This window comes from Dankookia rubra (assembly GCF_004355005.1).
GTDB lineage: Bacteria > Pseudomonadota > Alphaproteobacteria > Acetobacterales > Acetobacteraceae > Paracraurococcus > Paracraurococcus ruber_A.
Map to the genome: position 1 here is coordinate 1 of NZ_SMSJ01000023.1, position 20,358 is coordinate 20,358.

Sequence of the window (20,358 nt, forward strand, 5' to 3'; positions counted from 1 at the left end):
GCCGGTCGCGGCCGCCGCGGCCGGAATCGCGGCTGCCGCTGCCGCGGCCGCCGCGCGCCGGGCCGCCACGGCCACGGCCCTTCGGCCGCGCCGCCGCCTCGGCGATCTCCTCGGCGCTGACGGGGTCCAGCCCCTCGATCTCGATGCGCGGGATCGGCCGTCCCGTCAGCTTCTCGATCGCCGCGACGTTGCGGGCGTCGTCCGCCGTGGCGATGGTGAAGGCGGCGCCCTGCTTGCCGGCACGGCCGGTGCGGCCGATGCGGTGGACATAGTCCTCGTCGCGGAAGGGCACGTCGAAGTTGAAGACGTGGCTGAGCCCGCCGATGTCGATGCCGCGCGCCGCGACGTCGGAGCAGACCAGCAGCTGCAGCTCGTTCGACTTGAACTTGTTCAGCGTGGCGAAGCGGGTCGGCTGGTCCATGTCGCCGTGCAGCGCGCCGACCGAGAAGCCGTGCCGCTTGAGCGACTTGTAGAGGATGTCGACCTCGGTCTTCCGGTTGCAGAAGATCAGGGCGTTCTGCACCTGCTCCCGCCGGATCAGCCGGCGCAGCGCCTCCCGCTTGTCGAGCTCCCGCGTCCAGAGCAGGCCGGCGACGATGGTGCTCGCCACGCTGGCCGGCGCCGATACGCTGATCTCCTTCGGGTTCTGCAGGAAGGCATCCGCCAGCTTGCGGATCTCGGGCGCCATGGTGGCCGAGAAGAACATGGTCTGCCGCATCGGCGGCAGCATGGAGACGATGCGCTCGACGTCCGGGATGAAGCCCATGTCCAGCATGCGGTCGGCCTCGTCGATGACGAGCACCTTGCAGTCGGCCAGCAGGATGCGGCCGCGATCAAAAAGATCGAGCAGCCGGCCCGGCGTGGCGATCAGGACGTCGACGCCCTTCTCCAGCACCGCGCGCTGGTCGTTCATGCTCTCGCCGCCGATCAGCAGGGCATGCACCAGGTTCAGGTGCTTGCCGTACTTCACGAAGTTCTCGGCGACCTGCAGTGCGAGTTCCCGCGTCGGCTCGAGGATCAGCGAGCGCGGCATCCGCGCCTTGGCCCGGCCGGAGGCCAGGATGTCGAGCATCGGCAGGGTGAAGCCGGCGGTCTTGCCGGTGCCGGTCTGGGCGCAGCCGAGCACGTCGCGGCCCATCAGCACGATCGGGATCGCGGCTTCCTGGATCGGCGTCGGCGTCACGTAGCCGGCTTCGGTCACGGCGCGCAGGATCGGCTCGGACAGGCCGAGATCGGCGAAGGTGACGCGCGGGGCGGCGGCCTCGGCGTCCTCCTCCTCGGACTCGTCCTCGTCGTCCTCATCCTCGTCGTCGGCCACCTCGGGTGCCGCGGCCTCGGCCGGCGCCTCGTCGGGAGTCGCCGCGGCGATCACGGCCGGCGCCGGTTCGTGCTCGGCCCCGGCCGGCGCCTCTTCAGAAGTTGCCGCGGCGATCACGGCCGGCGCCGGTTCGTGCTCGGCCCCGGCCGGCGCCTCTTCAGAAGTTGCCGCGGCGATCACGGCCGGCGCCGGTTCGTGCCCGGCTTCGGCGACCGGGGCCGCCGCGGGTTCGTCCGCCGGGGCGGGCACGGCCTCGGCTTCGGCTTCCGCCGGGGCGGCCGCGTCCGCGACCGGCATGGTGGCCGGAATTTCAGTGGCATCGTGCTGGGTGTCGGCGGCCGCTTCGGCGGGCCGGTCGGACGTATCGGTCAAGTGCGGTCGGTTCCTTCGCCGGGACAGCGGCGGCATGGCGGCCGGTTGCGAGGGCGCAAGGGCCGAAAACCGACGCCCGGCGTGCCGAATCAGACGGCCGCCGTTCCAGGTCCGGCCGCCATATGCGCTTTTGGTGCCGGGAAATCAAGCATTGCCATGGATTGTGCCGCACCGGCGCGACGATTATGGGCAGGCGCCATGCCCGAAGCGCCCAGCCTGCTCTTCCTGCCCGGCCTGCTCTGCGACGACCGGCTCTGGCGCGACCAGATCCTGGCGCTGCGGCCGGGCACCGAATGCCGGGTGGCCGATGCCACGCAGGACGACAGCCTCGCCGCCATGGCGGCCCGTGCCCTGGCTGAGGCGCCGCCGCGCTTCGGCCTCGTCGCCCTGTCGATGGGCGGCTACCTGGCCTTCGAGATCCTCCGCCAGGCGCCGGAGCGGGTGACCCGCCTGGCGCTCTTCGACACCTCCGCCCGGCCGGACACGCCGGAGCAGGCACGCCGCCGCCGCGGGCTAATCGGGCTGAGCCGCACCGGCCTGTTCAGGGGCGTGACGCCGCGGCTGCTGCCTCAGCTGCTGCATCCCGACAACATGGCCCGGCCGGTGGCGGACGAGGTGACGGCGATGGCCGAGCGGGTCGGCCGCGACGCCTTCCTGCGGCAGCAGGCGGCGATCCTCGGCCGGCCGGACAGCCGGCCCGGGCTGCCCGGCATCGGGGTCCCGACCCTGGTCGCGGTCGGCGAGCAGGACGTGCTGACCCCGCCCGACCAGGCGGCGGAGATTGCCGCCGGCATCCCGGGCGCGGTGCTGCACCGGATCCCCGGCTGCGGGCACCTGCCGCCGATGGAAGACCCGGCGGCGACCACGGCGCTGCTGCGGGGCTGGCTGGGCCGCTAGTCCGGCAGGCAGCGCACCGCCTCCGGCCGCGCCAGGGCCTCGGCCGCGTGGGTGCCGGGCGGGCAGGGCGCCTGGCGATGCGCCGGCGGCGGCAACCCCCGGTCCCAGCCGCGCGCCGGGCCTTCCCCGGCCACGGCGCGGCAGCGCCCGCCCTGGCCGCGCACCGGCATCCCGCCATGCGGGCAGAGGAAACGCCGCGCCGCCTCGAGCGAGGCCGCATCGGGCCGCGCCCGGGCCGGCGCGACGCTCGCGGACCACGGCAGGAGCAGGGCGGCGAGGAGGAGCGCGCGGCGCATGGGCGGCGGCATCCTGGCATGGCGGTTTGAATCGCGCGCGGGTTCAGGGCATCGTTGCGCGAGGGAGTACAGAACGATGTCCAAGATCCACCGCCGCGCCATCCTGACCGGGATGGCCACCCTGCCGCTCGCCGTGCCCGGCCTGGTGCAGGCCCAGCCACGCCCCGTCCAGATCGGCCTGCTCAGCGACATGAGCGGCCCCTTCCGCGATGTCGGCGGCCCCGGCAACCGGGTCGCGGCCGAGCTCGCCATCCAGGATTTCGGCGGCAGTCTCCTGGGACGCCCCGTCACCACCCGGCAGGCCGATGGGCAGAACCGCGCCGACGTCTCGGCCGGGCTGGCGCGGGAATGGATCGACAACCTCGGCGTCGACGTGCTGGTCGACGGCGCCGCCAGTTCCTCGGGCCTGGCGATCCAGGAGGTCTGCCGCGAGAAGAAGCGGATCTACCTCATCACGGGACCGGCGACCTCGGACATGACCGGCGCCAAGTGCTCGCCCTACGGGATGCATTTCGGCTTCGACACCTATGCGCTGGCGCATGGCACCGGCACCGCGCTGACGAAGTCGGGCGGCGACAGCTGGTACTTCATCACCTCCGACTACGCCTTCGGCCATGCGCTGGAACGCGACACCATGGCCGCCGTCCGGGCCACCGGCGGCAAGGTGCTCGGCGCGGTGCGGGCGCCGCTGAACAATGCCGACTTCTCCTCCTTCCTGATCCAGGCGCGGGCCTCGGGCGCCAAGGTGATCGGCTTCGCGCTGGCGGGCACCGACCTGCAGAACTGCATCAAGCAGGCCGCCGAATTCGGCCTCACGCGCGGCGGCGCACGGATCGCCACGCTGCTGGTGCAGGTCACCGACCTGGTCGCGCTGGGCCACAAGACCTGCGAGGGCATGGTGCTGACCGACAGCTTCTACTGGGACCAGTCGGAGGCGACGCGCGCCTGGTCGCGCCGCTACATGGCCAAGATGACCACGCCGCCCGGGCTGCAGCACGCCGCGGTCTATACCGGCGTGACGCATTGGCTGAAGGCGGCGCAGGCGGCCGGCAGCACGGAGGCCGATGCGGTGGCGGCGCAGATGAAGGCGATGCCGGTGAACGACATGTACAACGACAAGGTCCGCATCCGCGAGGACGGCCGCACCCTGCACGTGATGCACCTGTGGGAGGTGAAGAAGGAAGCCGAGGCGAAGTACAAGTACGACTTCTGCAAGCTGCTGACCGCGATCCCGCCCGACCAGGCCTGGCGGCCGCTGAGCGAGGGCGGCTGCCCGCTGGTCAAGGCCTGAGGGAGCCGGCCGGCCGCCGGCGCGTTTCCGGCCGGCGCGGCTCCATTGCCGCGGCGGAGGGCGGATAATGGACCGGATGGACCTGCGGCGGCGGCTCGGCTGGTCGGCCGCCGAAGCGAAGGCCGCGGCACGGGCCGCGATGCTGCGGCGGCGGCAGCCCGCCCAGGCGCCGGTGACGGCGGCCGACTGCCTGAAGCTGGGCCGGGAGCCGGAGCGGCGGCTGGAGCCGCTGCGGCGCGGCCAGGGCGTGGCGCAGCACCGCTGACCGGCTTCGCGGCCGCTGCCGCCGTTCGTCCGCGGCGCGTCCCGGTGCTGCGGCTGGCGGCGGGACTGCTGTTCCTGCTGGCCCAGCCGGCCGCGGCGCAGCCGGCCTGCGAGGGGCTGCGCGGGGCCCGCCTGCTCTCCTACCGGAACCCGGCCTGGGGCTTCGCCATGGACTACCCCGCGGGCTTCGTACTCGATCCGGGCAGCGTGCCCGAAAATGGCGACAGCGCCCGCTTCTGGGCCGCCGGGGGCCGGGCAACCGCGGTGGTCACCGGCCTCCGCAACCGCGACGGCCAGTCGCTCGCGGCGGTGCTGGCCGAGGCCGAGCGGGACATCGGCGAGAACGGCCGGGGCAGCATCACCTATCGCCGGGTCACCCCGGACTGGTTCGTGCTCTCGGGCTACCTTGCCGACCGCATCTACTACCGGCGCAGCTTCCTCGGCCGGGGCGGGGCGGTGATCGCCACGCTCTGGATCGAATTCCCGCGCGAGCTGAAGCCCTGCCTGGAAGCGGCGGTGGCGACGATGTCGCTGTCCTTCCGGCCGGTCGGGCCCTGAGGCTCGTACCGAGCGCAGGAAGGCTTTACTTTCGTGCCCCTCTGACGCCGGGCGCCGTGCCTCCGCGCGGCTTGGCCTCGCCGCACCGCCGGCGGGCGCCGCTCGGCCCCGCGGGCCGCAGGTCGGGACGCCGTGCGCCTGGTATCAGACGTCCACTTCCTCGACGTCGAGCTTCGCCGCGTTCTCCTGGATGAACCTGAAGCGCAATTCCGGCTTGCGGCCCATCAGCGCTTCCATGAGGTCCGCGGTGGTCGCCCGTTCCTCCTGCGGCAGCACCACCCGCAGCAGGGTGCGGCGCTTCGGGTCCATCGTGGTCTCCTTCAGGGTCGCCGGCGGCATCTCGCCCAGGCCCTTGAAGCGGCTGACCTCGACCTTCTGGTTCGGCTTGAACTCGCGCTTCTGGATGCGCTCGCGGTCGCGGTCGTCCATCGCGTAGACCGACTTGCCCGCGGCCTGCAGCCGGTAAAGCGGCGGCTGCGCCAGGAAGACCCGGCCCTGCGCCACCAGCTCGCGCAGCTCCTTGTAGAAGAAGGTCATCAGCAGGGCGGCGATGTGGGCGCCGTCGACATCGGCGTCGGTCATGATGACGATGCGGCCGTAGCGCAGGCGCGCCAGGTCGAAGCGGTCGCCGGCGCCGCAGCCCAGCGCCTCGATCAGGTCCTTCAGCTCCTGGTTCTGCCGCAGCTTGTCGGCGCTGGCCGAGGCCACGTTCAGGATCTTGCCGCGCAGCGGCAGCACCGCCTGGGTCTCGCGGTCGCGCGCCTGCTTGGCGGAGCCGCCGGCGGAGTCACCCTCGACGAGGAACAACTCGGTGCCGTCGACGCCTTCCCGGCTGCAATCCGCCAGCTTGCCGGGCAGGCGGAGCTTGCGGGTCGCCGACTTGCGCGGCGTCTCCTTCTGCTCGCGCCGGCGGATGCGGTCCTCGGCGCGCTCGATCGCCCAGGCCAGCAGGTTGTCGGCGGTCTGCGGGTCGCCGGCCAGCCAATGGTCGAAATGGTCGCGCAGCGCCGCCTCGACCAGCCGCTGCGCCTCTGGGCTGGTCAGCTTCTCCTTGGTCTGGCCCTGGAATTGCGGCTCCCGCACGAAGACCGAGAGCATCCCCGCCATGCCGCCGAACAGGTCCTCGGCGGTGACGGTGGCGGCGCGCTTGTCCTTCTTCAGGTCGCCATAGGCGCGCAGGCCCTTGACCAGCGCGCCGCGCAGCCCGGCCTCATGCGTGCCGCCCTGGCTGGTCGGGATGGTATTGGCATAGGTCGAGAGGAACCCGTCGCCCTGGTCGAGCCAGGTGATGGCCCATTCGCAGCGGCCGGCGCCGTCCGGGAAGGATGCCTCGCCGACGTAAGCGGCGGGAACCACCTGGCTGCGGCCCTCGATCGCGCCGGCGAGGTAGTCCGCGAGGCCGCCGGGGAAATGCAGCGTAGCCTGGGCCGGCGTCTCGTCCTTCACCAGCGACGGGTCGCAGGACCAGCGGATCTCGACGCCCCGGTACAGGTAGGCCTTGGAGCGGCAGAGCCGGTAGAGCCGGGCCGCCGAGAATTCCAGGGCGCCGAAGATCTCGGGGTCCGGCCTGAAGCGGATGGAGGTGCCGCGGCGATTGTGGATCGCCCCCGCATTCTTCAGCTTGCCGAGCGGCTTGCCGCGCGAATAGGCCTGGGTGAAGAGCGTGCGGTCGCGCGCCACCTCGACCTCCATGCGCTCGGACAGCGCATTGACCACCGAGGAGCCGACGCCGTGCAGGCCGCCCGAGGTGTCGTAGGCCTTGCCGGAGAACTTGCCGCCGGAATGCAGGGTGGTGAGGATGACCTCGAGCGCCGAGAGCTTCGGGAATTTCGGGTGCGGGTCGGTCGGGATGCCCCGCCCGTTGTCGCGCACCATCAGCCAGTTGCCGGGCTCCAGCACCACCTCGATCCGGTCGGCATGGCCGGCCACCGCCTCGTCCATGGCGTTGTCGAGGATCTCGGCCGCCAGGTGGTGCAGGGCGTTGTCGTCGGTGCCGCCGATATACATGCCGGGGCGGCGCCGGACGGGCTCCAGCCCTTCCAGGACCTCGATGTCGCGCGCGGTGTAGGAGGCGGCCTCGGGCGTGCCGCCCTTCGGGGGCCGCTTGCCTCCGAACAGGTCGTTCATGTCTTGTTCCCCTGATGGCGCCACGATAGCCTCCGCGCCGCCCTCATACAATGCGAAGTGCGAGTCGGGAGGTATCGTCCCCGGCCTGGCCCGCCCCGGCAGTCCGGCATGGACCGATTAACCATTTGGTTGTGGTCCCCCGCCACGCCAGCGCTGCCCGCGGCAAAGACCGCGGTCGCAGGACAGGGAAACACCACATGGCCCAGCCGACCGCCTTCGAGCAGTATTTCCTGGAGCTGGTGAACCGCGCCCGGCTCGACCCGGCGGCGGAGGCCGCCCGGCTCGGCATCGGGCTGAACGACGGCCTGGCCGCCGGCACCATCACCACGGCGGCCAAGGCGCCGCTCGCCTTCAACCCGCTGCTGATCGACGCGGCCGAGGCGCATAGCGCCTGGATGCTGGCGACCGACACCTTCTCCCATACCGGCGCCAATGGCAGTTCGCCGGGCGACCGCATGGCGGCGGCCGGCTATGCCTTCAGCGGCAGCTGGAGCTGGGGCGAGAACATCTCCATCCGCTGGGGCGGCACCCAGGCCATCACCCCGGCCGCGATCGACGCCTTCCATGACGGGCTGTTCCGCAGTCCCGGGCACCGCACCAACATCGAGAATGCCGGCTTCGGCGAGATCGGCATCGGCGTCCAGGCCGGCGAGTACCAGGGCAGCAACGGCCTGACCGCGACCGAGGACTTCGCGCGGTCCGGCAGCAAGGCATTCCTGCTCGGCGTCGCCTTCGACGACCGCGACGGCGACCATTCCTACGATCCGGGGGAGGGGCTGGGCGGCGTTTCGGTCGATATCCGCGCGGCTTCGGGGCAGCTCTGGCACCTCGCCACCTGGGATGCCGGCGGCTGGCAGCAGCCGCTCGCGGCCGGGACCTACAGCGTCACCTTCTCCGGCGGCGGGCTCGCCGCGCCGGTGGTCCGCACGGCTGTGCTGGGCACGGCGAACATCAAGCTCGACCTCGAGACCGACGTGGCGGCGGGACCGGCAGCCCTGCGCGGCACCGAGGCGGCGGAGACGCTGACAGGCACCGCCGCGGGGGAGCTGATCCAGGGGCTCGGCGGAAACGACGCGTTGCGCGGCCTCGGCGGCGACGACACGCTGGAAGGCGGGGCGGGCGGCGACCGGCTCTACGGCGATGCCGGCGCCGACCGGCTGGTCGGCGGCGGCGGCGCCGACATCCTGACCGGTGGGACCGGGGCGGACCGCTTCGTCTTCCTCGGGATCGGCGACCGCTGCGACGCGATCACCGACTTCTCGGCAACGGGGGGCGACCGTCTGGACCTGGACGCAGTCTTTCCGGCCGGGCCGCATGGCGGGCAGGCGCTGCTGGATGGCGGCTATGTGCGGTTCCTGGCCGGCAACGGCCTGGTGCGCGTGCAGGTCGACGCGGATGGCGGCGGCGATTCCTGGGTGACGCTGACGACCCTGAACGGGCTGTCCGGCACCGCCGGGCTGACGGCCGCGGTGCTGATCGCCTGACCGTAGGGGGCGGCGGGACTGCGCCCCGCCGCCCCTCCGGGAAGTCAGGCGGCCTTGTCGCCGCCCAGATGCGCCTCGATCATCCAGAGCATCTTGTCGGTGGCGCGGGACTGCTCGGTCAGCAGGTCGGCGGTGTCGGCGTCGCCGGCCTCGTCGGTCTGGTCGATGCCGTCGCGCAGGGTCTTCGCCACCATGGAGTAGCGGTCGGCCAGCGCCTTCACGTGGTCCATCCCGGCATAAAGGTCGGTCGGGTAGGGCGGCAGGCGGGTGGTCTTTTCCAGCACCTGGGTGGTGCCGCAGGCCGTGCCGCCGAGCTGGACGATGCGCTCGGCCAGGTCGTCCGTGCTGGTCTGCAGCGCGTTGTAGAATTCCTCGAACAGCTTGTGCAGCTCGCCGAAATGCGGTCCCTTGACGTTCCAATGGGCCTGCCGCGTGGCGTTGTAGAGGTCGATGCCGTCGGCGAGGCACCCCTGCAGCACGCCGATCGAAACCTGCTTGGCATTGGTCTTGACGTCGTTGCGGGTCTCGTGGGTCTGGGCTTTCGCCATGCTCTCTCTCCTCGGGTGTCGTTTCGGCACGGACCTGGGGACCGGGGCCGCGCCCGGCCAGCCCCCGCGCCATGCTGACTGCGCTACGGGAGCGCGCGACCGGGCCTCGGGAGGCATGACAAAGCCGTGCGCAGCCCGCAGCCCGCATCGCCGATCTCTGTAACTATAGATGTTATATCTGAGGCGTAATGTCACAAAGCGGTGTGAATATCTTCGTCTTTCTAAATAATGTTGTCGCTGGCTGCCCCGCAATGCTCGATTTTGTGACGTTGAACGCAAAAGGCAACTTGCCTCGCAGATCGATGGAGCGGCCAAATGATCTTCCCGGGAACCAATGCCAGCGAAAGATTGGACGGAACCTCGAGCGACGACGTCTTCACCGGCCTTGGCGGCAACGACGACCTGTTCGGCCGGGATGGCAACGACATCTACATCTTCTCCGGTGCCTTCGGCCGCGACACCATCAGCAACGATGTCGCCGGCATCGACGAGGTCCAGTTCGGCCCGGATTACGGCCCGGGCTCTTTCCGGCTGGTGCGCTCCGCCATCGGCAACGACCTAGTCATCCAACAGGTCAACGGTGACAACGCCGTCATCCTGAATGGGTATTTCAACACCTCGGGGTCCAACCGCGGTCTGGTCGAGACGGTGCGCTTCACCGGCAATGGCACCGTGTGGAACCTGGCCGACGGCTCCGCCTTCGCCAATGTCGGATTCACCGGAACCAACGCGGCCGAAACCATCCTCGCCACCAGCGGGAACGACCTTCTCATCGGCTTCGGCGGCAACGACGACCTGCGGGGCGGCGACGGCGACGACCTTTATTTCTTCTCCGGCGCCTTCGGCCGGGACGTGATCAACGAAACCTCGGGCGTCGACCTCGTGGTGGTCGCCGCGGACTGGACGGAGGCCTATTTCCAGCCGATCCGCAGCAGCATCGGCAACGACCTTGTCCTGCAGACCGCGGGCGGCCAGAACGCGATCATCTTCAACACGTACTTCAACGCGAATTCCCAGAAGGTGGAGACGGTCTACTTCCAGGCGACCGGCACGATCTGGGACCTGTCGACCGGCTCTCTGGTCGTGCGCCCCGGCTTCTTCGACTATGCCGGCTACAACGCCGCCTATCCGGAGGTCGCCCGGGCCGGGCTGGACGCCTATTCCCACTATCTCAGCTATGGCTGGAAGGAAGGCCGCGACCCCTCGGCGAAGTTCGACACCACGCTCTACCTGCTGCAGAACCCCGACGTGGCGGCCAGCGGGCTCAACCCGTTGCTCCACTACCTCAACTACGGCCAGGCCGAGGGTCGGCCGGTGCATGCGGCTGTCGGCTTCGGCATCACCGGCGGCTTCGACTCCGCCTACTACCTGTTGACCAATCCGGTCGTCGGCCAGGCCGGGGTCGACGCCTATGCACACTGGCAGGCCTATGGCTGGCGGGCCGGGGCGAACCCGAACTACCTCTTCGACACCAAGTACTACCTGGCGCAGAACCCGGCCGTCGCCGCCGCCGGCATCGACCCGCTGCTGCACTACGACCTGTATGGCTGGAAGGCCGGCGTCGATCCCGGGCCGAATTTCAGCACGCGGGGCTACCTGGCGGCCAATCCCGACGTCGCCGCGGCGGGGCTCGACCCGCTGCAGCACTACCTGCAGTACGGCGTCTACGAGGGGCGACCGCTCGGCTGACGCGCGGCGGCGCTGGCCCGGACGGGCACCGGCGCAAGGGCGGCGGACGCCTCACGGCACCACGTTGAGGAAGCGCGCCGCCTCCGGCGGCTCCTCGCCCCGGTGCAGCGCCGCCGCCCGGGCCAGCGCGGCGCGGTCCCAGTCGGTCCGCCGCGCCTCCTCCCGCAGGTGCTCGGTCCAGCTCTCGACGGTCCAGAGCTCGACCCAGCGCTCCGGATGCGCGACGTCCTCGTACAGCCGCCAGGTCGCCGCGCCGGAGCGCAGCCGGACCCGCCGCACCTCCTGCATCGCCGCCATGAAGGCGTCCCGCGCCGTCGGGTCGATGCAGTAGCGCACCACCTCCAGCACCCGGCCGGAATGCTCGCCGAGCAGGGCGCGCAGCGCCGGATCGGGGGCTTCCGGCTCCGGTGCCGGGGCAGGGGCGGCGGCGGCGGGGGCGAGGGCCACGCTGTCGATCCGCCAGCCGCGCACCGCGACGGCGGCGACGGCGCCGAGCCCGGCCGCGGCCCCCAGCGCCAGCGGCACGCCGAACCGCCCGCCGACCCAGCCGGCCAGCGCCGAGCCGAGCGCCATGACGCCGAAGAAGCTGAGCTGGTAGATGGCGATCGCCCGCGCCCGCACCCAGCCCGGTGCCGCCAATTGGGCCGAGGCGCCGAGCGTGCTGCCGGCGGCGATCCAGGAGGCGCCGTAGAGCAGCATCCCGAGCGCCGCCGGCGCCCAATGCGTCGAGGCCGCCAGGATGCCCATGGCGGCGCAGATGCCGATCGAGGCCCAGAACACCATCCCGCTGCGGTCCAGCCGGCCGCGCAGGGAGGGCAGGGCGAAGCCCGCCGCCACCGCGGAGAGTCCCATGACGCCGAGCATCAGCCCGAAGGCCTGCGGGCCCAATCCCAGCTGCTGCCGCACGAACAAGGGCAGCAGCCCCCAGACCGCGGCGCTGAACAGGAAGAAGGTGCAGGCCCTGAGGATCGCCGCCCGCATCGCCGGGCTGGCCGAGACGAAGCGCAGCCCCGCCCGCATGGCGGAGACCAGGTGTTCCTTCGGGATGCGGCCGCGCGGCTCGACCGGGCGGCGCCACAGGACCAGGGCGACGATCAGCACCAGGAAGGCGGCGGCGTTCAGCACGAAGGCCGCCTGCGGCCCGGCCGCGGCGATGGCGAAGCCGCCGAGCGCCGGGCCGAGCGCGCGGGCCAGGTTGAAGCCGATGCCGTTCAGCGCGATGGCGCCGACCAGGTCCTCCCGCGGCACCAGCTCGTTGGTGGTCGCCGCCCAGGCCGGGAAGTTCATCGCGCTGCCCGCGCCGATCGCGAAGGTCAGCGCCAGCAGCCCCCAGGGGCCGAGCGACCCGGAGGCGGTCAGCACCGCCAGCAGCAAGGCCATCGCCAGCACCCAGGCCTGCGCGCCGATCAGGAAGACGCGCCGGTCGATGATGTCGGCCAGCGCGCCGGCCGGCAGCGCCAGCAGGAAGACCGGCAGCATCGAGGCGGCCTGGACCAGGGAGACCATCAGCGGCGCCGGGTCGAGGCTGGTCATCAGCCAGCCCGCGCCGGTGTTCTGCACCCACATGCCGATGTTGCTGGCGAGCGTCGCCAGCCAGAGCGTGCGGAAGACGGCGTGGCGAAGCGGCAGGAAGGCACGCGGCATCGGGAGTCGGAGAGGCATGCCGGCAGATAGGCATGGTCATGCCGGCTTCGGAAGCGAAACTCCTGCGACCTTGCATGGGCCGCCGCGGGCCACCACCATGACCTGCATGGCCGAGCGCTTCCCGAGCTTCGCCGCCTTCTGGCCCTACTACCTGCGCGAACATGCGCGGCCGGCGACGCGCGCGGTGCATGTCGGCGGCACCTGGGCCGCGGCGGCGTTGCTGCTGGCCGCCATTCTCCGCGGCCCCTGGTGGCTGGCGCTGCTCGCGCCCCTGGTCGGCTATGGCTGCGCCTGGATCTCCCACCTGCTGATCGAGCGCAACCGGCCGGCGACCTTCACCTATCCCGCCTGGTCGCTGCGCGGCGACCTGCGGCTCGCCTGGCTCGCGGCGACCGGACGGCTCGGCGCCGAGCTGCGCCGGCAGGGCGTGGACGGGCCGGCCGCTTGAGGCGGCGCCGCCGGCCCCCGGCGGGCGGCCGGACACGCGGTGCGTGTCGGGTCGAGGCAGCGCCGGCCCTGGGCATGCGGCGGGGCCCGCCGGTGCCGGCGATCGGGCTTTCCCGGCACGGCATCGCGGGCGGCAACGCTGCGCCGGCCATCGCCGCGCCGGTCGCCGGCCAGCGCTCATGACCGCGGGGGAGGCGGTGCGGTCGCGCCGCCCACCGGCGCGGGATCGCCTGGACGCTCTTTGGCGGATCATCCGGTCGCCGGCGCCCGGACAATGCCGCGCCGGCGATCAGCGCGTCGCCGCCGCGATCCGGCCGAAGCGCGCTGGACGCCCGATCAGAACTCCGCTTCGAGATCCAGCTCGGTGATCCGCGCCTCCGGCTCGCGCTTGCCGGCCTCGATCCATGCGGCCACGTCGGGCCAGCCGAGGATGGTCCGGGCATAGGCCTCGCAGGCCGGGTCGAGCTTCACGTCGTAGGTGCGGAAGCGCGTCACCACCGGCGCATACATCGCATCCGCCACGCTCTTCTCCGCCCCCAGCAGCCAGGGCCCGCCCCAGCGTCCCAGGCAGTCGCGCCAGATCCAGAGGATGCGCTCGATATCCGCCCGCGCGCCGGACCACAGCGTGAAGTTCGGCACCACCGCGCGCAGGTTCATCGGCAGCGTGGAGCGCAGCGCGGCGAAGCCGGCATGCATCTCCCCGCTGATGGCGCGGCAGCGCGCGCGGGCCAGGCGGTCCGCCAGCAGCATCCGCGCCTCCGGCACCAGCTCGTTCAGGTATTCGGCGATCGCCAGCGTGTCCCAGAGCTCGGCGCCCTCGTGCCGCAGGGCGGGGATCAGGATGGAGGAGGATTGCAGCAGCAGCTCGGCGCGCGATCCCGCGTCGTCGGCCGAGACCGCCTCCTCCCGGAAGGCGATCCCGGCCATGCGGCAGAGCAGCCAGCCGCGCATCGACCAGGAGGAATAGTTGCGGCTGCTGATCCGCAGCACGGCCGGCTCGACGGCGCTCGTCGCAGCGGTCCTGCGGCGGGTCTGCACGGCCATCGCGCTCTCCTCGGCGGGGAATGAACAGGCAGCCTAGCAGCGCTTTCGCAGTTGCGAAAAGGTGCCGCGCTGGCACCATGCCGGCGCCGGCCTGCCGGAAACGGGCAGCGGGGAGTGCGCGCTCGGGATGATCTACCACATGCTGCAGGCCGCCCAGGACCTGTTGAACCCGATGCGGCGGACGGCGCGGGGCGGTGGCGGCATCCTCGCCGGGCTCGATGGTGCGCATCCCGCCTTCTCGCCGGTCCGCCAGATGCGGGCGGCGATGGAGGTGTTCGGCCATGCCGGCATCACCCATGCGCGCCCCGCCTACGCCATCGGCCCGGTCCGCGTCGGCAACCGCCTGGTCGAGGTGGAGGAGGAGGTCGTCGCCGCGACGCCCTTCGCCAGCCTGCTGCATTTCCGGAAGGAGGCCGGCATCCGCCTGCCGCGGGTGCTGGTGGTGGCGCCGATGTCGGGCCATTTCGCCACCCTGCTGCGGAACACCGTGCAGGTGCTGCTGCAGGACCACGACGTCTACATCACCGACTGGCACAATGCGCGCGACGTGCCGCTCGCGGCCGGGCCCTTCGGGCTCGACGAGTTCACCGACCACGTCATGCAGTTCCTGCAGGAGATGGGGCGCGGCGCGCATGTGCTGGCGGTCTGCCAGCCGGTCGTCGCGGTGCTGGCGGCGGTGGCGATCATGGCCGAGGACCGCAACCCCCATTCGCCGCGCAGCCTGTCGCTGCTGGCCGGCCCCATCGACACCCGCGTCAACCCGACCAGGGTGAACGAGCTCGCGCAGTCGAAGCCGATCGAGTGGTTCGAGAAGACCCTGATCGCCGAGGTGCCCTGGCGGCACAAGGGCGGCGGCCGCCGGGTCTATCCCGGCGCGGTGCAGGTCGGCGCCTTCATGGCGATGAACCTCGAGCGCCATGTCGGGGCGCACCACGCCCAGTTCTGGAACCTGCATGACGGGGAGGCGGCGAAGGCGGCGATGCACCGGCGCTTCTACGACGAGTATTTCGCCGTGATGGACCTGCCGGCCGAGTTCTACCTCGAGACGGTGCGGAGCGTGTTCCAGGCGCATGACCTGCCGCTGGGCAAGCTGACCTTTCGCGGCCGCCCGGTGCGGCCGGAGGCGATCCGCCGCACCGCCATGCTGACCGTCGAGGGCGAGAAGGACGACATCTGCGCCATCGGCCAGACCATGGCGGCGCTCGACCTCTGCCGCGGCGTGCCGGTGACGATGAAGCGGCACCACCTGCAGACCGGCGTCGGCCATTACGGCGTCTTCAGCGGCCGGCGCTGGGCGCAGCAGGTCTATCCCCGGGTGCGCGAGGTGATCCAGGCGAACGAGGGATAACGGCGCGCGGGCGTTGCAACGCCGGGTGCGGGCTGATATAGGAAAATAGTCAACGGCATTGCCCTGCCTATGGCAACCCGCCGAGCCGAATTGAAAAGCTCAATTCCTCAATCCTAAAGGTGGATCCGTGGCAAAGCCGCGGCTGCCGCCGCCCTGCCGGGATCGGGGCCGGACCGGCCTCAATGATCTTCAGCCGAATTGAGCAGGTTTGAGCCGAATTGAGCGGATCTCAGGGAATAAATCCGTCCTCCTCGTGCCGCCCGGCCCATCTCGACGCCACCCGGCATGCGTGTAGCCTGTTGCCCATGCAGCCCCTCTGCCTCACCTTCGACAACGGGCCGGAGCCCGAGGTCACCCCCGGCGTCCTCGCCGTCCTGGCCCGCCGCGGCATCCCCGCCACCTTCTTCCTGATCGGCGAGAAGCTGCGCGATCCCGCGTGCCTGGCGCTCGCCGGGCGCATGCGGGCGGAGGGCTTCGCGGTCGGCAACCACACGCTCAGCCACGGCATGCCGCTCGGCCGCCGCCCAGGGCCCGAGGCGGTGGCCGAGATCGAGGCCTGCGACGCGCTGCTCGGCGACCTGCGGGAGCCGGAGCGGCTGTTCCGGCCGAACGGCGGGGGCGGGGCGCTCGGCCGGCACCTGCTGAACGGCGCGGCGGTGCGGCACCTCGAGGCCGGCGGCCATACCGTCGTGCTGTGGAATGCCATCCCGCGCGACTTCGACGACCCGGAGGGCTGGCCCGAGCGCGCCCGTGCCCAGCATGCGGCGGCGACCGCGCCGGTGCTGATGGTGCTGCACGACCTGCCGAACGGCGCCATGCGGCACCTCGACCGGGTGCTCGGCGCCTGGCAGGACCAGGGCGTCGAATTCCTCGCCGAGCCGCCTGAGGCCTGCGTGCCGATCCGCCGCGGGGTCGCGATGCCGGGCCTCGCCGGCTGCGTCGCGGCGGAGCGCACGCCATGAGGCGCCGCGCGCTCCTCGCCGCCGCGGCGCTGCCCGTGCTGCCGGCCCGTGCCGCGGAATGGCCGGACCGGCCGGTCCGGCTGATCGTGCCCTTCGCCGCCGGCACCACGACCGACATCCTGGCGCGGCTCTGCGCCGCGGCGCTGCAGCCGGGCCTCGGCCAGCCCGTGGTCGCCGACAACCGCACCGGCGCAGGCGGGGTGGTCGGCACCCAGGCGGTCGCCCAGGCGGCGCCCGACGGCTACAGCATCCTGTTCGGCACCAGCGGCACCATGGCGACCAACCCGGTCATCATGGCCGCCATCCCCTACGACCCGCTGCGCGACTTCGCCCCGATCGGCAGCTATGCCAAGACCTCGGTCATCCTCGGCGTCCGGCCGCAGCTGGGCGTCACGGACCTCGCCGGCTTCCTGGCGCTGGCGCGGCAGCGGCCGCTCTCGGTCGGCACCGCCGGGACCGGCACCACCGGCCACCTGACCACCGCGCTGATCGAGATGCGGAGCGGCCTGCCGCTGACCCACGTGCCCTACCGCGACGGCTCCCGCGCCGTGGCGGACCTGCTGAACGGCACGCTGGACGCCATGGTCTACCACCCCCTCGGCTTCCTGCCGCATATCCGCGCCGGGACGATCCGGCCGCTGGCGGTGACCGGCGCCGCGCGGCACCCGCTGTTGCCGGAGGTCCCGACCCTGGTCGAATCCGGCCTGGCCGGCGCGGTGGTGGAAGGCTGGTGGGCGCTCTATGCGCCGGCCGGCACGCCGGCGCCGATCGTCGCCCGGCTGAACGCCCTGGCGAACGCCTCGCTGGCCGAGCCGGCGACGCGGGCGGAGCTGGAGCGGCAGGGCCTCGAGGTGATGGGCGGCACGCCGGAGGAACTGGCGACGCTGACCCGGGCGGAGCTGGCGAAGCAGCGCGAGATCGCCCAGGCGGCCAGGATCAGGGTCGACTGACCCCGGGCGCGAAGGCGGCTCGCGGCCTTGCCGGCCCGCCATGGCGCAGCGATGCCGGCCGCGGCGTCCCGCCCCGAGGCGATCCGCCCCGTGCCAAGCGCACGAAGGTCATGCCTTCGTGCCCCTCGGGCGCCGGGCGCCGTGCCGCCGCACGGCTTGGCTTCGCCGCACCGGCGGCGGGCGCCATCCCGCGCCTCGGCCCGGCGGGCCGCAGGTCGGGACGTATTGCGTCAGGCATCAGCGCCGGTTCTGCTTGAGCCTGCCGTCCCGCGCCGGGTTCTTCACCTTGCCCTTGCCGGTGGGTTCGGAGTTCTCGCGCCGGAGGGTCGTGCCGAGCGAGATGCCGCGGTCGCGGTTCTGCTTCAGCCGCCCGTCGCGGCTGGGATCCTTCACCCGGCCCTGGCCATTGTCCTCGTGGCGGTGATCCTCGGTCGGCATGATGGGCCTGCGGCTCCAGCGGCGGTGCTGCGCGCAGGAACGCTGCCGGACCGATTCGTTCGCAGAGGGCGCGGAAATGTCAGGCCCTTGCGCCGCGGTCGTCGCGTTCCCTCAGGGCAGCAGCGCGGTGGTCTCGGCCCAGAGCCGCTGCAGGATCTCGCCCGCCGGCTCGGCCCGCGCCAGGGACGCGCCCTGGCCGGCCCAGGCCTGCATGCGGGAGGCATCGCCCGCCGCCTCGGCCGCCGCCCGGACCTTGACCATCAGGGCGCGCTGCACCGGGTAGGGCGCGGGGCGCAGCTCGCCGGCGAAGGCCTCGGTCACCCGGTTGCGGATGCCGCGCGCGAGGCGGCCGGAGAAGCCGCGGGTCAGCACGGTGTCCTCCGGCGCGGTCTGCGCGATGGCCGCCGACCAGGCCGGGTGGATCGCCGCCTCCGGGCTGCGCAGGAAGGCGGTGCCGAGCTGCACCGCGCTGGCACCGAGGGTCAGCGCCGCGGCGATGCCGCGCCCGTCCATGATGCCGCCGGCGGCGACGACCGGGATGCGCACCGCATCGGCCACCTGCGGTAGCAGCACGAAGAGCCCGACCTGGGACTGCTCGGCCGCGGCATTCTCGAAGGTGCCGCGATGGCCGCCGGCCTCGGCGCCCTGCGCCACCACCGCATCGGCCCCGGCCGCCTCGGCGGCGCGGGCCTCGGCGACCGTCGTGGCGTTGCAGATCCAGGCGATGCCGCGCGCCTTCAGCCGGGCCACGACCTCGGGCGGGAAGAGGCCCATGATGGTCGAGGCGACCGCCGGCGCGGTCTCGACCAGCGCCTCGCATTGCGCGGCGAAGTCCTGCACGAAGGGACCGGGGCCCGGGTCAGGCACCTCCGCCCCGGCGAGGGCCGAGAGCGTCGCGCGCACCCGCGCCTCGTGCTCCGGGTCGCGCCGCGGCGCCGGCTCGGGCGCCCAGAGGTTGACTTGGAAGGCGCCGTTGCTGGCGGCGCGGAACTGCGCCGCCCAGTCGCGCATCTGCGCCGGCGAGGACATCAGCGCGCCGAAGCCGCCCATGCCGCCGGCCGAGGCGACGGCGGCGGCGAGCGGCGGGGGGCATACGCCGGCCATCGGCGCCATCAGGATGGGGACGCGAAGGCCGAAGCGCGCGCAGAAGGCCTCGGCACGGCGGCGGGCGGTCATGGCAGGGTTCCCTCAAGGCGGACGGGGACTTCGGCGATCGCCTCCAGCCCGGCATTGGCGAAGGCGAGGCGGATATGGCGGTCCTGGCCCGGGCCGAAGAAGGGGCCGGGCAGGCAGAGCAGGCCGCGTTCGGCGGCCAGGCGCTCGGCCATCACCATCGCGTCCGGCCCGTCCTCCGGCACCCGGAGATAGGCGAAATAGGCGCCGAGGCTGTCGAGTCGCCAGCCCGGCAATTGCCCGACCGCGGCGCGGAAGCCGGCGGCGCGGCCGGCCATCAGGTCGCGGTTGCCGGCGCGCCAGTCGGCCAGCGCCGGCACGCCCCAGGCCAGCGCCGCCTGGGCCGGCCGCGCGGCGCAGATCTGCCAGGTGTCGAGCGCCTTCATCAGTTCCGCCCGGAAGGCCGGGCCGGCGATGATCGCGCCGACGCGGTGGCCGGGCACGCAATAGGCCTTGGAGAAGCTGTAGAGATGCACGAGGCCGTCGCGCCAGGCCGGGTCCCGGAACAGGGCGTGCGGCGGGGTCGCTTCAGCGGGCAGGAAGTCGCGGTAGGTCTCGTCCAGCACGAGCCAGGCGCCGTGCCTGCGGCAGAGCGCGGCGCAGGCCTCGATGGTCCCGGGCGGGGTGACGGCGCCGGTCGGGTTGTTCGGCGTGACCAGCACCAGGGCGCGCGCCCCGGCCGCCAGCAGCGGCTCGATCCGCGCGGGGTCGGGCAGGAAGCCGTCCTCGGCGCGGCAGGGCAGCGGGACGGCAGGGATGCCCTGCATCTCCAGCGCCATGCGGTGGTTGAAGTACCAGGGCACCGGCAGGATCACGCCCCCGGTGCCGCCGCCCGCGATCACCGCCATGGCCATGGAGAAGGCGAGGTTGCAGCCCGCGGTGACCGCCACCTCGGCGGCGGCGACCGGCGCGGCGTAGACGGCGGAGACATCGGCGGCCAGCGCCTCGCGCAGCGAAGGATCGCCGTCGATCGGGCCATAGCCGGCGGCGGCGCGGCTGCCGGCGGCCTCGGCCAGCTTGGCCAGCAGGTCGGGATGCGGCGGGTAGCCCGGCACCGCCTGGGTCAGGTCGATCATCGGCCCCGCGCCGCCGGCATAGCGCGCGGCCCAGGCGCGGGCGGCGGGAATCGGCGGTTCGGCGGTGGCGCGGAGGCGGGGGGAAAGGGACGGCAGGTCGGGCATGCGCCCGACCCTTTCACCTGGAGGCGCGGCCGTCCAGGCGCGCCGTGGGCGTCAGGTGCGGCCGGCGATTCGGCCGCGCGCCATGGCGAGGTTGCGGCTGCCCTCGGTATTGCCGCCGCGCATGTAATGCCGCTCCGGACGGTAGCGGTCGGGGCGGATCAGGCCGGCCAGGCCCGCGATGCCGCGGCGCAGCGCGCCGGGCAGCGTCGGGCGGCTGCGCAAGAGGATCAAAGGAGCGGTGCTGGAAATCAGTGGGTTGGAAGCCAGGGCCGCGAACATCGGAGACCTCAAATCTGATAGAGTATACTTTAAACTTTCCGTGTGATC

General features: G+C 72.6%; 20 protein-coding genes. 10 read left to right on the plus strand and 10 right to left on the minus strand.

Translation table 11 applies throughout. The features are described from left to right. The coding region (locus E2C06_RS17330; protein WP_370451445.1) for a DEAD/DEAH box helicase at window positions 1-1,726 on the minus strand (1,726 nt) is incomplete at its 3' end. Window positions 1,727-1,888: 162 nt separating this feature from the next. On the opposite strand from E2C06_RS17330, the gene E2C06_RS17335 reads away from it, so the two are divergent. Then, on the plus strand, window positions 1,889-2,587 hold the full coding sequence (locus E2C06_RS17335; RefSeq protein ID WP_133289878.1) for an alpha/beta fold hydrolase: 699 nt from the start codon (window positions 1,889-1,891) through the stop codon (window positions 2,585-2,587). Here the strand turns inward: E2C06_RS17335 and E2C06_RS17340 are convergent. Then, window positions 2,584-2,883, minus strand: a complete 300-nt coding sequence (locus E2C06_RS17340) for a hypothetical protein (protein WP_133289879.1) — start codon at window positions 2,881-2,883, stop codon at window positions 2,584-2,586. The genes E2C06_RS17335 and E2C06_RS17340 overlap by 4 nt on opposite strands. 76 nt (window positions 2,884-2,959) lie before the next feature. On the opposite strand from E2C06_RS17340, the gene E2C06_RS17345 reads away from it, so the two are divergent. From E2C06_RS17345 to E2C06_RS17355, 3 genes are all read left to right on the plus strand, one after another. After that, window positions 2,960-4,174: an ABC transporter substrate-binding protein gene (locus E2C06_RS17345; protein WP_133289880.1), complete on the plus strand. Its 1,215-nt coding sequence runs from the start codon at window positions 2,960-2,962 to the stop codon at window positions 4,172-4,174. A gap of 67 nt (window positions 4,175-4,241) precedes the next feature. Then, on the plus strand, window positions 4,242-4,439 hold the full coding sequence (locus E2C06_RS17350; RefSeq protein ID WP_133289881.1) for a hypothetical protein: 198 nt from the start codon (window positions 4,242-4,244) through the stop codon (window positions 4,437-4,439). A 44-nt stretch (window positions 4,440-4,483) separates the two neighbouring features. Beyond that, the gene (locus E2C06_RS17355; RefSeq protein ID WP_133289882.1) at window positions 4,484-4,996 is read left to right on the plus strand and encodes a hypothetical protein; all 513 of its coding nucleotides are present in this window, start codon (window positions 4,484-4,486) and stop codon (window positions 4,994-4,996) included. A gap of 144 nt (window positions 4,997-5,140) precedes the next feature. On the opposite strand, the gene parE is transcribed toward E2C06_RS17355, so the two are convergent. Then, entirely contained in the window at window positions 5,141-7,123 is a 1,983-nt protein-coding gene (parE, locus tag E2C06_RS17360) for a DNA topoisomerase IV subunit B (RefSeq protein WP_133289883.1), read from the minus strand. Window positions 7,124-7,320: 197 nt separating this feature from the next. Here parE and E2C06_RS17365 point away from each other — a divergent pair, with 197 nt between their 5' ends. Further along, window positions 7,321-8,607 (plus strand): CAP domain-containing protein, encoded by a 1,287-nt coding sequence (locus E2C06_RS17365; protein WP_165982447.1) that lies wholly within the window; start codon window positions 7,321-7,323, stop codon window positions 8,605-8,607. Between the two features lie 44 nt (window positions 8,608-8,651). Here the strand turns inward: E2C06_RS17365 and dps are convergent, their stop codons facing one another. Further along, a complete protein-coding gene (gene dps, locus E2C06_RS17370) occupies window positions 8,652-9,155 on the minus strand; it encodes a DNA starvation/stationary phase protection protein Dps (RefSeq protein WP_133289885.1) in 504 nt (167 codons plus the stop codon). 315 nt (window positions 9,156-9,470) lie between these two features. Between dps and E2C06_RS17375 the strand changes: the two genes are divergently transcribed. After that, window positions 9,471-10,844: a calcium-binding protein gene (locus E2C06_RS17375; protein ID WP_133289886.1), complete on the plus strand. Its 1,374-nt coding sequence runs from the start codon at window positions 9,471-9,473 to the stop codon at window positions 10,842-10,844. A gap of 51 nt (window positions 10,845-10,895) precedes the next feature. Here the strand turns inward: E2C06_RS17375 and E2C06_RS17380 are convergent, their stop codons facing one another. Further along, window positions 10,896-12,506, minus strand: a complete 1,611-nt coding sequence (locus tag E2C06_RS17380; RefSeq protein ID WP_133289887.1) for an MFS transporter — start codon at window positions 12,504-12,506, stop codon at window positions 10,896-10,898. Window positions 12,507-12,585: 79 nt separating this feature from the next. On the opposite strand from E2C06_RS17380, the gene E2C06_RS17385 reads away from it, so the two are divergent. Then, window positions 12,586-12,936, plus strand: coding sequence for a DUF962 domain-containing protein (locus E2C06_RS17385; RefSeq protein ID WP_206664573.1), 351 nt, complete (start codon window positions 12,586-12,588; stop codon window positions 12,934-12,936). A gap of 335 nt (window positions 12,937-13,271) precedes the next feature. Here E2C06_RS17385 and E2C06_RS17390 read toward each other — a convergent pair whose 3' ends face one another. Next, window positions 13,272-13,979: a glutathione S-transferase gene (locus tag E2C06_RS17390; RefSeq protein WP_133289888.1), complete on the minus strand. Its 708-nt coding sequence runs from the start codon at window positions 13,977-13,979 to the stop codon at window positions 13,272-13,274. A 61-nt stretch (window positions 13,980-14,040) separates the two neighbouring features. On the opposite strand from E2C06_RS17390, the gene E2C06_RS17395 reads away from it, so the two are divergent. The 3 genes from E2C06_RS17395 to E2C06_RS17405 all read left to right on the plus strand — a co-directional run bounded on the left by E2C06_RS17395 (window position 14,041) and on the right by E2C06_RS17405 (window position 17,239). Further along, window positions 14,041-15,327 carry a polyhydroxyalkanoate depolymerase gene (locus E2C06_RS17395; protein WP_338324216.1) on the plus strand — a complete coding sequence of 429 codons (1,287 nt, stop codon included), beginning with the start codon at window positions 14,041-14,043 and terminating at the stop codon, window positions 15,325-15,327. 305 nt (window positions 15,328-15,632) lie between these two features. After that, entirely contained in the window at window positions 15,633-16,289 is a 657-nt protein-coding gene (locus E2C06_RS17400) for a polysaccharide deacetylase family protein (RefSeq protein ID WP_133289889.1), read from the plus strand. Then, window positions 16,286-17,239 carry a Bug family tripartite tricarboxylate transporter substrate binding protein gene (locus E2C06_RS17405; RefSeq protein WP_133289890.1) on the plus strand — a complete coding sequence of 318 codons (954 nt, stop codon included), beginning with the start codon at window positions 16,286-16,288 and terminating at the stop codon, window positions 17,237-17,239. Before E2C06_RS17400 ends, E2C06_RS17405 begins: the two co-directional genes overlap by 4 nt. Window positions 17,240-17,476: 237 nt before the next feature. On the opposite strand, the gene E2C06_RS17410 is transcribed toward E2C06_RS17405, so the two are convergent. From E2C06_RS17410 to E2C06_RS17425, 4 genes are all read right to left on the minus strand, one after another. Then, window positions 17,477-17,677 (minus strand): hypothetical protein, encoded by a 201-nt coding sequence (locus E2C06_RS17410; RefSeq protein ID WP_133289891.1) that lies wholly within the window; start codon window positions 17,675-17,677, stop codon window positions 17,477-17,479. Window positions 17,678-17,788: 111 nt separating this feature from the next. Continuing rightward, window positions 17,789-18,853, minus strand: coding sequence for an NAD(P)H-dependent flavin oxidoreductase (locus E2C06_RS17415; protein WP_133289892.1), 1,065 nt, complete (start codon window positions 18,851-18,853; stop codon window positions 17,789-17,791). Beyond that, the gene (locus E2C06_RS17420) at window positions 18,850-20,031 is read right to left on the minus strand and encodes an aminotransferase (protein WP_133289893.1); all 1,182 of its coding nucleotides are present in this window, start codon (window positions 20,029-20,031) and stop codon (window positions 18,850-18,852) included. Before E2C06_RS17420 ends, E2C06_RS17415 begins: the two co-directional genes overlap by 4 nt. Before the next feature lie 51 nt (window positions 20,032-20,082). Beyond that, on the minus strand, window positions 20,083-20,262 hold the full coding sequence (locus tag E2C06_RS17425) for a hypothetical protein (protein WP_133289894.1): 180 nt from the start codon (window positions 20,260-20,262) through the stop codon (window positions 20,083-20,085). Window positions 20,263-20,358: the final 96 nt, after the last annotated feature.